This window comes from Marinobacter pelagius (assembly GCF_003315345.1).
GTDB classification, from domain to species: Bacteria; Pseudomonadota; Gammaproteobacteria; order Pseudomonadales; family Oleiphilaceae; genus Marinobacter; species Marinobacter pelagius_A.
The window spans coordinates 15,464-28,068 of the sequence record NZ_QNRO01000004.1 but is presented as its reverse complement, the minus strand read 5'-3'; the positions used below and the strand labels follow the sequence as shown (position 1 = coordinate 28,068).

The 12,605-nt window shown below is 57.9% G+C and carries 8 protein-coding genes; 3 read left to right on the top strand and 5 right to left on the bottom strand.

Annotated features, from left to right (window positions below; translation table 11 throughout):
• Positions 1-99 precede the first annotated feature (99 nt).
• Together DET50_RS05220 and DET50_RS05215 are read left to right on the top strand one after the other, a co-directional pair.
• A complete protein-coding gene (locus DET50_RS05220; RefSeq protein WP_113861824.1) occupies positions 100-1,788 on the top strand; it encodes an arylsulfatase in 1,689 nt (562 codons plus the stop codon).
• A 33-nt stretch (positions 1,789-1,821) separates the two neighbouring features.
• Positions 1,822-2,847 (top strand): porin, encoded by a 1,026-nt coding sequence (locus tag DET50_RS05215; protein ID WP_181799932.1) that lies wholly within the window; start codon positions 1,822-1,824, stop codon positions 2,845-2,847.
• Positions 2,848-2,894: 47 nt separating this feature from the next.
• Here DET50_RS05215 and DET50_RS05210 read toward each other — a convergent pair whose 3' ends face one another.
• Entirely contained in the window at positions 2,895-3,860 is a 966-nt protein-coding gene (locus tag DET50_RS05210; protein WP_113861822.1) for an AraC family transcriptional regulator, read from the bottom strand.
• A 202-nt stretch (positions 3,861-4,062) separates the two neighbouring features.
• Here DET50_RS05210 and DET50_RS05205 point away from each other — a divergent pair, with 202 nt between their 5' ends.
• Positions 4,063-6,141, top strand: a complete 2,079-nt coding sequence (locus tag DET50_RS05205) for a tetratricopeptide repeat protein (protein ID WP_113861821.1) — start codon at positions 4,063-4,065, stop codon at positions 6,139-6,141.
• Positions 6,142-6,161: 20 nt separating this feature from the next.
• On the opposite strand, the gene DET50_RS05200 is transcribed toward DET50_RS05205, so the two are convergent.
• The 4 genes from DET50_RS05200 to DET50_RS05185 form a co-directional block, all read right to left on the bottom strand.
• Positions 6,162-6,761 (bottom strand): antibiotic biosynthesis monooxygenase, encoded by a 600-nt coding sequence (locus DET50_RS05200; RefSeq protein WP_113861820.1) that lies wholly within the window; start codon positions 6,759-6,761, stop codon positions 6,162-6,164.
• A gap of 74 nt (positions 6,762-6,835) precedes the next feature.
• Positions 6,836-8,164 (bottom strand): DUF1329 domain-containing protein, encoded by a 1,329-nt coding sequence (locus DET50_RS05195; protein ID WP_113861819.1) that lies wholly within the window; start codon positions 8,162-8,164, stop codon positions 6,836-6,838.
• Positions 8,165-8,178: 14 nt separating this feature from the next.
• Entirely contained in the window at positions 8,179-10,098 is a 1,920-nt protein-coding gene (locus tag DET50_RS05190; RefSeq protein ID WP_113861818.1) for a DUF1302 family protein, read from the bottom strand.
• A 39-nt stretch (positions 10,099-10,137) separates the two neighbouring features.
• The gene (locus tag DET50_RS05185) at positions 10,138-12,603 is read right to left on the bottom strand and encodes an efflux RND transporter permease subunit (RefSeq protein ID WP_113861817.1); all 2,466 of its coding nucleotides are present in this window, start codon (positions 12,601-12,603) and stop codon (positions 10,138-10,140) included.
• Positions 12,604-12,605 lie beyond the last annotated feature (2 nt).

Below are 12,605 nucleotides of genomic sequence, written 5' to 3'. Positions count from 1 at the left end.
CAATGCCTGCGCATACGGGATAACCCCTACTCCCTGGCTCTCAGCAGAATGGCTGTCACCACACAGGTGGCACAACAACAAGCTGACTGAGGGCATAGTATGTACAAGAACAATGCACTGCTTCGTCGGTTGGGTATGGCTCTGGGGCTGATGGCAGCCTCCACACTGGCTTCCGGAAGCCAGGATGAAAAACCCAACTTTCTTCTGATCGTGGCCGATGACCTCGGCTATTCGGACATCGGCGCGTTCGGCGGCGAAATCGAAACGCCGACCCTCGATGCCCTGGCGGATGAAGGCATCCGCATGACCAACTTCCACACCGCACCGACCTGTTCTCCCACCCGCTCCATGCTGTTGTCGGGTACCGACAACCACCAGGCAGGCATTGGCAACATGGCCGAATTGCTGACGGCGGAGCAGAAAGGCAAACCGGGCTATGAAGGTTATCTGAATGATCTGGTGGCCACCCTGCCGGAAGTCCTGCGTGACAATGGTTACAGCACATCAATTGCCGGCAAGTGGCACCTGGGCCGAACCGAAGAACTGAGCCCGGCTGCCCGGGGTTTCGATCATTCCTGGGTACTGGTGCAGGGTGGTGCCAGTCACTTTGATGACGGTCGTGCCATCATCGGGGTCGACCCGAAAGCGATTTACCTTGAGGACGGCAAGCAGGTTGAAGTGCCCGAAGGCTTTTTCTCCTCGGATTTCTATGCCGACAAGGTGATCTCCTACATTGACGCTGCCGGCGACAAACCGTTCTTCAGTTTTCTCGCCTTTAACGCACCTCACTGGCCGCTGCAAGCCCCAGACTCCTATATCAAGAAGTACGAAGGCCGTTACGACGAGGGTTATGAAGCCATTCGTCAGCAGCGCCTTGGCAAGATGAAAGAGATGGGACTGGTCGGTCACAAACTCGCGGCCAATGTGCCATTCGATGAGCTGCCAAGCTGGGACGAGCTGACCGAAGAACAGCGCAAGATCGAGGCACGCAAGATGGAAGTCTACGCCGCGATGGTCGACAACATGGACGATAACATCGGTCGCGTCCTTGCCCACCTGGAAAGCACCGGCGAACTCGACAACACCGTTGTGCTGTTCATGTCTGATAACGGTGCCGATGGCAACAGCCCGGAGGTACTGCCGAAGAACAAGGAATGGATCGCCAATGAGTACGATAACAGCTATGACAACATTGGCCGGCCCGATTCCTACATCTGGTACGGGGCTCAATGGGGCCAGGTGAGTGCCACGCCGTGGCCGATGTGGAAAGGGTATCCGGCTCAGGGCGGGCTGGTTGTGCCTGCCATCCTCAATCTGCCGGGTGACGAGGCCGGTGGCGAGATCAGCCACGAGTTCTTCCATGTGATGGATGTCATGCCCACCTTCCTCGAGCTGGCGGGTATCGAGCAGCCGACCAGTCCCTACAACGGACGCGACATTTTCGAGATCCAGGGTGTTTCCATGTTGCCGGGCCTGAACGGCAACGGCTCCGAAAATCGCGTGGTTGGCTGGGAGTTGTTCGGGCGCTCTGCTATACGCATGGGCGACTGGAAAATTCGCCTGCTGGAAGAACCCTACGGCCCGGGCCAGTGGCAGCTGTTCGACCTCGCCAACGACCCGACCGAAACCACCGATCTGTCCGAGCAAGAGCCGGAAAAGCTGAGAGAGCTGCTGGCTGAATGGGACAACTACATCCGTCGGAATGGCGTCTTCCCGGCAGATCCTGCGGACATGCGGAAAGTCGGTTACAGCTTCACCACCTGCCTGTATGGCGAGTGTGTCGAGTAAGTCAAAACCAACTTTCCAGGCAGGAGATCGATGATGAAACTGATCAAAACTTTTCTGGCTGCTGCGGTTTCCGCAGCAGTCGCAACGCCGGCGCTGGCGGTCGAGCTGGACCAACCCGACTTCTATGGCTTCCTGAGTGCCGGGGCGCTGAAAGTCGAGGGCGAGGATGCGGAGGCGGATGCCTTTGAAATAGAACTCGGACTGCAGGGCAAGGTCGCTCTGGAAGAAAAACTCAACCTCAACTATGCCGTCGAGGTGGATCTGGCCGGCGCTGCCAACAGCGCTGACGATCCGTCGACCGGGCGTGATGGTGAAGCCGATATCCACGTGAAAGAGGCCAAGTTCTGGTTGCCCACCCGGTACGGTATGTTTGTGGTGGCGCCGCGCGGCACCAGTGGCCAGTGGCGAGATATCTATGGCCCGATCAATCATTACGAATACAACGAATCCCACGCCGATCTGAACCCGGATGGCATCTTTGCCCAGCCGGACCGGACCTCGGGCACCTTCGCCTATCACACCCCCTGGTTCCTGAACACCAAACTTGTGGTGGCGGCGATTACCCTGAACGACAGTAACGATGAGAATGTTGATGGCCGCTCGATGCGGCTGGTGCACAGAAACGGCAACCTGGGTGTGGCCATCGGGACCACGCTACTGATGCAGAATCAGCTGCCGCCGTTTGCCACAGATGATTATCTGATTACTGCGGCGGGCGCCAGCTACAAGATCGGCGGGCTCACGCTCGGGGCGACCTGGGAGAATAATCGTAACGCGCCCTATCCCCTCGACCCTGAGGGCAAGGCGGATTATGACGCCTATGGTGTTTCAGCCTATTACCAGGCGGATAATGGCGCCGGCATCGCACTGGGATTCAAGGAAAAGAACCATGATTACGATGCGGCCGATAACTCGGTGTACACCCTGAAAGTCGAGCAGAGGATCACCCCGGCGGTGAAGGTCTGGGCGGAAACGGGCCAGTATGATGAGCCGGCAGTAGTCCAGGGCGTGAAAGTCGTGGACACCAACTACGCCGTAGGCTTTAACGTAAGATTCTGACTCTGAAAGCGTCTTGCCCGGCTCAGCTTGCCTGAGACCGGGCCTTTTTATTGGAAGATAACCCGGCTTTTCCGTCGTTGGCGAATGGTTTCAGACGGAAGCTCCCCAAACGCCTCCTGATAGTGTCGGGTAAAGTGGCTCAGGTGCTGAAAGCCGAAAGCAAAGGCTGCATCTCCCACGCTGATGTCAGCATTGGAACGCAACAGATCCCGAACCCCTTTGAGCTTGTGGCACAGAATGTATTTTGCCGGTGTGGTGTTGAGGTAGGTGCGGAACCCGGATTCCAGCGAGCGCCGATTGCTGCCGGACACCTGCAACAGATCAGCCACGGAGATGGGCTCCCGGAGATGGGCCTGTATCCATTCGGTCGCCAGTCGCACCCTGGCTGGCAGAATCGTCGGGCTGATTCGGGATGCCTGCAGGATCCGGTTCGAGAAATGCGTCAGTAACAGGCTCTGCCATTGTTTCTGAAGGGAGGGATCCAGGTTTCCCTGACAAATTTCGTGTTGCTGCGCGATGCATTCAATGCCCTGGCGGATCAGGCGGGCATCCTGGTCATCCGGGGTCAGCACGGCGGAGGTTTTGCCCAGCACTTCCAGACAAGGAATGCCAAGATGCTCCACAAGTGCCTGACGGGACAGGTTGATCACCACCGAACGGGTGGATTTTTCCCAGATCAGGTCCGCCCGTTGCCCCGGGGCGATCAGCAGAAGCCCACCGGCTGTGATGTCCGTTTTACTGGCTTTGCAGTGTATGCAGCCCGCCAGCACCAGAATGGCATGAAAGGTGGTTTGAGGTTCGGACTGGATGTGCACCTTTTCCGACCAGCGAGCGCCGAACAGAGTGGAACGGTCAAGAGGTTGCCAGGTCAGGATATTCTTGCTGTGGCCGCCTGAGGAAATCGGGGAGACATCCCGGTCGTCAATCCGGGAATTGATAAAATGCCGGGCCTCCTCAAAATCAGGCGATTGCACACCGACATTGTTGAGAAACGGAACGTTGTGTTGATTCATGGCAGCATCGTTATTGTTGTCAGCATTGCCAGGAGTAAGCTTCCTGTGCCTAGATAAAAATAAGCAATTGCCAGGCCATACCGTTTAAAACCGGGCCGGGTCTTGCAGGTAAAACAGTGAGAACACATTCACCAGCTGACAGAGCGATACCGGCTTTACGATCTGGTCAATTTTCTGGAATTATGGCTCGGAATTGAATGATATGGTCAACTATTTTCTGAGCGCTTTTGCAAGCTTTGCGCTATTACTGGCCAGCACGGAGGTCGCCCTCGCCGATGTCTCCGGCTGCGCCGGCTGTCATGCTTCCGAGGTGCGCCAGTGGTCCCGTTCCCAGCATGCCGTAGCAATGGCACCGGCCACCCCGGACACGGTGGCGGGGAACTTTTCAAATGGCCGTTATGCAGACAGCGATGTCCAGGCAAGCTTCCGACGTGAAGACGACGGGTTTGTTATCCGTGTGAACGAAGGCGGAAACACCCGGGAGTGGCAGGTCAGATACACCTTTGGCGTTTACCCGCTTCAGCAGTATCTGATTGCTGTCGGTAGTGGCCGTCTGCAGGCCTTCAATATTGCCTGGGATACTAGACCGGAGTCCGAAGGCGGGCGGCGCTGGTTCCGGTTGGATGTCCCGGATCAGAATCATCCCGGCGATGCGCTGCATTGGACCGGTGTTTACCAGAACTGGAACAATCAATGTGCGGATTGCCATTCCACCGGGCTGAAGCGCAACTACGATGCAGAATCGGACAGCTATGACACTCGCTGGCAACAGGTTTCCGTCGGTTGTGCGGCTTGCCATGAGAGCGCGGAAGAGCATGTGCAGGCAGCCCTTGAAGGAGAGTCTCTGGCCCCGGGTATCGAGCTTGCCGCCATGGGGGGGTGGCTGGTCAGTCAGGGTAAACAGCCGCCCAGACATCAGGGCCGGGAATCCAGCCCGAATCAGGTGGCAAGCTGCGGTCGTTGCCATTCACTGCGGACCAGCCTGACCGATCAGGGCGGTGGCCTGGTCCATGATCAGTTCAGTCTGACCCGTCTGGATCAGCCGCTTTACTATTCCGATGGCCGGGTTCGGGAAGAGGTCTTTGTTCTGGGCTCCTTCGAGCAGAGCAAGATGTTCAGGGCCGGGGTGGTCTGCAGCGATTGCCACAATCCCCATACCGGCAAGCTCAAGGCGCAAGGCAATGCTGTCTGTACCCAATGCCATAACGCCGCTGATTTCGATACTTCCGAACATCACCACCACCCCGAAAGCAGCGACGGGGCGCAGTGCGTAAACTGCCATATGCCCGAAAGCACGTTCATGAAGATTGATGCCCGGCGCGAACACAGTTTTATGGTGCCACGCCCGGACATCTCGAATGCCAGCGGCAGCCCCGATGTATGCTTGGGCTGCCACACCGACAAGAACCGGGACTGGTCGATCGCTGAAGTTGATGGCTGGTTCCCGCAACTTTATGAGCGGGAGACCTGGTATAAGGTTCAGCAGCGTCCACCTTCAGGCCTGATGGAATACCTGCGGAATCCCAATGCACCTGCGCTACGCCGAGCCACGCTATTGGAGCAGCAGGGACAATGGCTGGCTCAGGAACAGCCTTCCCTGGTCGCGAGCCTATCGGCCAGCGATGAAGCGGTTATTCGGGAAAGCGCGTTTCGGGTACTCCGGTATGGTTCAGCTGATTATGCTGGGAAGCTTGGTGAAACCGGGCTGATCGACTCATCGCTGGCGGTAAGGATTGCCGCTTTCGAGTCTCTGACCTGGCTTGGAGTTGAACTGGACTCCGTTCAATGGGAGAAGGTTCGGGGGGAGTATGAACACTTCCTGAAGATGCAGTCTGACCTGCCTTCGGGACTTGTGCTGAAAGCCCGTTATCTTTTGGCCCGTGATTTCGTTTACAAGGCTGAAAGAGAATTGGAAAAGGCCCTGAACAAGGATTCGGGCTATGCACCTGCCACCATTCTGTTGACTGATATCCTGAGATCCGGCGGTCGCAATCTGGAAGCCATCGATGCCATCAACCGTACCCTGGAGCAAACTCCGGACGATGCCAGCCTCATTCACTTGCGTGGTTTGATCAACCTGAAGTTGAAAGACTACAGCAAAGCTTTGGAGGATCTGGAACGGGCCACATCACTGGCGCCTGATCAGTGGCTGTTTGGTTATCGCTATGCGGTGGCTTTGTTTCAGCTCCAAAAGCGGGACGAGGCCCGCAAGGCGACCAGGGCACTTCTGGAGCGATTTCCGGAGAATCCACAGCTCAAGGCGTTGATGAAACACCTGTGACTGACCACGCCAACAACGAATCAACGGCTGTTTCCTTTTCGATCCGGGAACAGCCAGAACCTGAACCATTTTGTCATTCTCGGCATCAGCACATAACTCATCAGCAGCATGACCACGATGGTCACGGCCATGGTTCTGAGCAATAAGGGTATTTGCGCCAGAATGTCTCCGAACAATACGAAAACTAGGGTTACCGCCGGATAAAGCGCCAGCCAGCTGACGATGGTCATCTTCCATTTGGGTGGTGGTTTCACAGGATTCTGTCCAGGCAGGGTGAACCAGGTGACGATCCCGGAGGTGACTTCACGTTCGCTGGGTTGCACCAGCAGGCTTTCGATCTGTTCCAGCAGTTCGGCCCGTTCCTCTGATTCTTCCCAGGCGGTCAGCGTCTCCCGGTCGCGGAACTTGAAGACAATGCGGTACTCGGGATCGTCCGGGGAGGATGGCCGGAACATGGTAGCCCCCAGGTAGCCCGGGAAATTCGCTGCCCGTTCGGTCATCTGGCTGCTGAGCTGCTCGAATGCGCGCTGTTCTCCTTTTCTCACCCTTCGAGACACAACGACCGTGAGCGGCTCCCGGCTCTGATCTATTGCGTTTGATGTGTTTTCGGTTAATGACATGGTCTTCTTCCTCATGATCCAAAAAAGGGGCCCGCAAAAGCGGGCCCAATAGAGGAGCAACAATGAATTGCAGATCAGGTGCCGGCGGCGCGAAGGTACTGCACGTTGAACATATTGGTCGGCGTCAGCTCCGGATCGACCTGGCCCTTGAACTGGCCGGTGGTGCAGTGACTGGCTTGCACATCGATCATGCTGAAGCTGTCGTCAATGGACACGCCGCTGCCCTTGTTCTTGGGCAGATGGTGATCCGGGTGAGCCTGGCCAATGGTGAAGGTCTTCCACAGGCTGCCCTTGCGGTCATAGGACACCGTGCGCGGGATGGTGAAGGTCTGTGCATCCATGAAGTGCACACGCTTTGACAGCGGGTGGCTTTCGTCGACTGGCACGGATTCCACTTCGTACACCTTGCGCAACTGCCAGGTGATGTTCGGGAAGCAGCCGCCCTTACCACTGAAGGCCACGACCTGGTAGCCGTCATCATCCTGATGGGTTTCGCTGTCCAGGGTCAGCTCATTGTGGTTGTAGAAGGGCATCAGCATGTACCGGGTGCCCTTGTAGGTCCAGTTCATGTCCGAGATGCGGCCGTTATAGCCCTCGAAGTCCTCGATCATCAGGTCCGATCCGAGGAAGGCATCGGTGACCTGGCCGGTGGCCAGACGGCGGACCCGGCGCTGGAAGCCCAGATACAGCCAGGAGTTGTCACGCTTCAGATCGTCTGCGGCCCGGTGAATCAGAAGCTGGGTATCCCGTACGTCTGCCGGGTCCAGTACCTGAACGTAGATGGCGCGGAACAGGTCGGACGGATTCGGCGTGATTTCCGGAGTCGGCTCCTGGTTCACCCGGCCCTTGTAGTTCAGGAAGTGGAAGTTGAACTTGATGGTCCGCTCCACATCGCCGGATTCCATGTCCCGGTACTTCCAGTAGAACGGGTAAATGGCGGCGCTGTCACCCCAGTTGTAACCGTACTTGTAGTTCCAGGCCAATTTTTCGCCGGCGCGGGGGTCGTCGGCGCTAGGCTCTTGCGGGAACGGACGCCCAGCCTGCCAGCCGTTGATTTCACCTACCTGCTCGCCCAGTGAAACCTTGCCCAGGGAGACCCGGGTGGCTTCGACGTAATTCGGGTGAAGGTCGAAAGATGTCGTCTTGCCGACCGTGATTGTGGTCCAGCCCTGCTCGATAAAACGGTAGAAGGCGGGGTCGATAATCTCTTTGAACTGGGTAACGTTGTCCTGGTTGATTACCATGCCGGGTTGAAGGCCCTCAAATTGAGGCGTTTCGGTCTTGTATGGGTAGAAAGATTCGGTGATTACCGCTTCGTCGGCCAGGGCTGAGGTGGCCATAAGGCCGGCCGTGCAGCCTGCGATGAGTATACGGGTCAGTGTATTCAATTTGTTGAGTTTCATGTTTTACCTCGTTATCAGAAGCTGTAGCGAACGGTCAGCTGGACTTCGTCTTCTTCCTGGGCCATGCCGATTGGTCCGGATTTGAAACGGCCAAGTGGTTCATAGCCGGACAGGCCTGCGGACTCACCCGGCTGGTGATCCACGACACCGGGAGTCTGGGTGAACGGATCCCAGGGGTTACAGGAGCGGCAGTCGTCGAATTTCCGGGCGCCATCACCCACTTTTATGTTGGCACCAGCGGTGACCTTGAAATTGTCGGTGACAATCCAGTCGACGCTTGGGGCAAGGGTGGTGGCCTGAGCGCGGAAATCATGGGCGGTGATTAGTTTCGGAATCAGCCGGTTGTTCATGTAGAAGCCCTGAATCAGCAGGGTACCAATCCAGTTGTGCTCCCAGTCGGGAATACCCGCTTCACCATAGGTTCTCTGCTCACGCTCGTGATCAAGAATGTGTTGACCGAATATCTGGCCAGAGAACAGGAACGACTGGTTCTCGTTCAGGAAAGGGATAAAGATGTTCTTGTCCGCACCGACGACGTAGCGAAGCACGTCGGATTCGGAATAGAGCCTTTCCCGCAGGGTATTGGCGAATTCCTCACCGGAGGTATAGGCGGTCTCGAACCGGAATACGGTATCGATGCCCTGGGAATAGTAATCCAGGGAGCCGCCCACCAGGTTGACCCGGGGGAAATGGATGTCGAATGCGATCAGAGAGGGCCAGACACCTGTCTCGCTGGTGAAGGCATTCTCAGCTGGAATCCCTCCGCGCAGCGATGGCAGCTGGGAGCGGTAGGTCAGGGCGTTCAGAGAGAAGCCCAGGTCGCCATAGACACCTTCCATCTTCAGGCCAAGCTGGGTATTGGACAGTTTCCAGCTGGGCAGGTTGGCCTGGCGGATGCCGATCTGGCCCGGGCCGAAGTCGGTTGCGAGACCGCCGTCCGGGGTAGCGCCGGCAAAGTTGGCTACCGTGCCACCATTCTCCCAGAGGTTGTTCATGCCACGGAAGAAACAGCCGGCATCGAGAATGACATTAGGTTGGCCACACTGGCCGATGTCGTGGGGACGGAACTCATCGAAGTTCCACACCACCTGGAAGTTGAGGTCGTCAAAGGTTAGGCCGTCGAAGACTTTGGTCGGGCCCATGCGGTAGTCCGTTTTCAGGATCCACATGGGAATCCGGATGTCTTCCAGCTCGTCATAGATGTTGTTGCGGGAATAATCCACGGGGTTGATCACATCCAGCACCCGGAACAGGTCCGTCCGGCCCCAGATCACCTGCTGTTTACCCAGCCGGGTACTCAGTACGTTACCGCTGTCGAAGTTCAGGTCGAAATCGACATAGAGTTCCCGGATGAAATCCAGATGGTCGTTGAATTCCTGGAACCGGAGCTCGTCTTCGTCCTTGTCCAGGTAGTCGTCGATACAGCCGCGGCTGTCGACATCACAGGGGCGGACCGGAACACCGAAAGCGACGCCGTTGTCCTGGTCGTGCAGGTGCTCACCAAGGACCACCATGCCGTCGTTGGGGTTCTCGGTGATGTCAAAGCCCAGCTCGGTACCGGGGACAACCAGGCCGCCGCCATGGGGAACAGAGCCCTGTGCCAGATCCTGGAGCTGAATGGGGCCGCCGGCCTCACTGCCGTATTCATCTTCGTTGAGATCGTAGACACCGTCATAGGTGCCGCGAAGCGTGGCATTTACCGAGACGTTGCTGAAAATGCCCACGTCGCCGTAACGTTTTTCTCCCTCCAACTGAATGGTGTTGCGGAACTTTGACAGTCCGACACCATCCCGTGCGTACGTCGCGTTCTCGTAGAAGCCGTTGATCCTGGCATCTTCTGCTGCAACAGCCTGTGACAGCGGAGCCAGGGTGAGCCCGGTGGCGCCCGTGAGGGCGGCACACCAGAGGCTCAGGCCTTTTATTTTTGTTTGCATGGCAGATCCTCGTTTGAGTTGTGGTGGAGGACGCCCGGATCAGACCCGGGACGTCGCTCCGGCTACGTATCCGTCACCTTCCAGTGGGTTGCTGGCGGGCGATGGAGTCGGTTCAGGGCGTGGACGGTCGGCGTGGAGAATACCGTCCTCGTCGGCGTAGACGTTGGTGATGAAACGCGGCTTGAACACCAGCACCCAGGCCGGCACCAGCAGCATGGCGGCGATACCGTTGATCACGATCATCACGCACAGCAGCATGGCGGCGTCGGACTGGAAGCGCAGGTCGGAGAAGATCACCCACATGATGATCCCGGCCATCAGGGTCAGTGCGGTGAAGCTGATCGCCATGCCGGTGGTGGCGATGGCCCGGCGTACGGCCTCGGGCAGCTCGCCACACTTGGCCATTTCCTCGCGGATCCGGTCCATCATGTAGATGGAGTAGTCGATGCCGACACCAATACCTACCGCAATGACCGGTACCGTGTTGATGTCGATGCTCAGGCCATAGAGGCCCATGTAGGCGTAGGTCAGGGTGGTGGCGAACAGCATCGCCAGCAGCATCATCAGGCCTGCGTGCCAGGAGGTATAGAACAGCATCACGAAGGCGAAGATAAGCAGGAACACCAGCGGCAGCACGATCATGTTGGTGTTGAAGGCCGATTCGTTCATCGCGGCAGCCACCCCGAGAGTGCCGCCGGCCAGCCGGATGGTGAGACCTTCGACGTCATTGCCATGCTCGGCAATCCATTGCTTGGCCATGTGGATGGCCCGGCGAATGGTCTCGCCCTGACGGTCCTTGTAAAAGAACACCAGGTTGGCGACACGATCATCGGTGTCATTGAACTCATCCAGCGCTCCCGGAATGGGGCTGGACGCCATATATGTGAACATCAGGCCACCGACATAGCGTTCGTCGTGGGGGATCTGGTACCAGCGCGGATCGTTGTTGTGCATCAGGCGATTCACTTGTTTCACCAGATCCGGCAGGCCCTTGCTGCCGCCGACACTGGGATCACTCAGCATATGAGACTGGAAGTCGGACAGCGCCTTCAGCACTTCCGGCCGTTTCAGACCGCCTTTCTCATCGGTTTCAGCGATCACATACAGCTCTTCGGAGCCGGGGAAGCGGTCGTTCACCACCCGGGAGGAGATGTTGTAGTCGTGGTCGGGGTAGAGAATGGGGGAGCCGGGTTCGGAATCCCCGATCTGGACATTGGAGGCTGCCAGAACGCCCGCCCCCATAACGACGGCCGCCGCCACCAGAACCACCTTGGCACGGCCGGGTCGGGTCACGGTCCGGGAACAGCTGCTGCCGATGTAGCGTAACGCGGTTTCCCGCATCTCGGCGTTCTTCGGAGTGGGCAGGATGGACAACAGCAGCGGAACACCGATCAGTACGGTGAAGACCACGGTGATCGCCCACAGGGAGGCATAGATGCCCAGGTGGGTATTGAGGGGGATCGAGCCGATAGCGATCAGGGACAATCCGATGGCATCGGACACCACTCCCAGGGAACCCGGGCGGAACAGACTGTCAAAGGTAGCCTTGGCGGCCTTCGGGCCTTCCCTCAGGATTCGGGTCTCGGCGTAGTAGCGCTCCACCAGTTGCACGCCGTGGCTCATGGCTCTGGCTGCGATCAAAAAGGGGATCACCAGCCCGAGTGGATCCAGGTTGTACCCGAGCAGACTGATGATCCCAAGCCCCCAGATCGTGGAGATCAGCACACCGCCAAGAGGAATGAGTACGCCGTACGCCTTGCGGAAGTGGAATACCAGCAGCGCGAGCATGGCGAGTACGGTGAAGATGAAGATCTGCAGGATCTGGTCCATGTAGGTGTAGGCCCAGCCCACCAGCACCGGCTGGCCGGTGGCATAGATAGTGACACCGTCGTGGGCTTCCTGCTGCCGCAGTTCCTGCAGTTGGGCAAAGGTCTCGGCGTAGTCGAGCTTGCCCTCGATCAGCTGGGCCCTGACCAGAGCCATCTTCATGTCCGGTGACACAAGAGGTCCGTAAACCCGAGGGTTGGCGGCCACAGCCGCTTTCATCTCCGCCAGGGCCTGCTCGGAATACTCACCCTGGGTGGAGTCGTAATAGGGCTCGGAGTTGATGCTGCCCACCTCGGTGAGCCAGATTTCCCGGGAGTTCCGGTGAGTGACACTGGCCACCAGGTTGTGGTTGACCCCGGGCAGGTTGTCGACGGCCTGGGTGACCCGGTCGATGGTCGCCAGATTCTCGTTGGAGAAGATGTCTCCGTCGGAGAACTCGACCCCGACCACCAGGACATTGGCGCCGCCAAAATCGTCCTTGATGCTGTTATGCAGCTCTATGTAGGGATGCTGTTGCGGCAACAGATCCGCAAAGTCCGTGTAGATCTTCAGCCCCGGAATCCGCAGGGCGAAGAACAGCGTGAGCAGCGCGATCAGCGTCAGTACTTTCCTCGGATTCCTGAAGATCCAGAGTTCCAGCAGGTGCAGGAAATGCGTAAAACGATGCAGTCCGGCCATGA

What these genes read in the sequence shown, in the direction of transcription:
- DET50_RS05220 (WP_113861824.1), top strand. Translation starts at nt 100, where the DNA reads ATGTACAAGAACAATGCACTGCTTCGTCGGTTGGGTATGGCTCTGGGG.
- DET50_RS05215 (WP_181799932.1), top strand. Translation starts at nt 1,822, where the DNA reads ATGAAACTGATCAAAACTTTTCTGGCTGCTGCGGTTTCCGCAGCAGTC.
- DET50_RS05210 (WP_113861822.1), bottom strand. Translation starts at nt 3,860, where the DNA reads ATGAATCAACACAACGTTCCGTTTCTCAACAATGTCGGTGTGCAATCG.
- DET50_RS05205 (WP_113861821.1), top strand. Translation starts at nt 4,063, where the DNA reads ATGGTCAACTATTTTCTGAGCGCTTTTGCAAGCTTTGCGCTATTACTG.
- DET50_RS05200 (WP_113861820.1), bottom strand. Translation starts at nt 6,761, where the DNA reads ATGTCATTAACCGAAAACACATCAAACGCAATAGATCAGAGCCGGGAG.
- DET50_RS05195 (WP_113861819.1), bottom strand. Translation starts at nt 8,164, where the DNA reads ATGAAACTCAACAAATTGAATACACTGACCCGTATACTCATCGCAGGC.
- DET50_RS05190 (WP_113861818.1), bottom strand. Translation starts at nt 10,098, where the DNA reads ATGCAAACAAAAATAAAAGGCCTGAGCCTCTGGTGTGCCGCCCTCACG.
- DET50_RS05185 (WP_113861817.1), bottom strand. Translation starts at nt 12,603, where the DNA reads ATGGCCGGACTGCATCGTTTTACGCATTTCCTGCACCTGCTGGAACTC.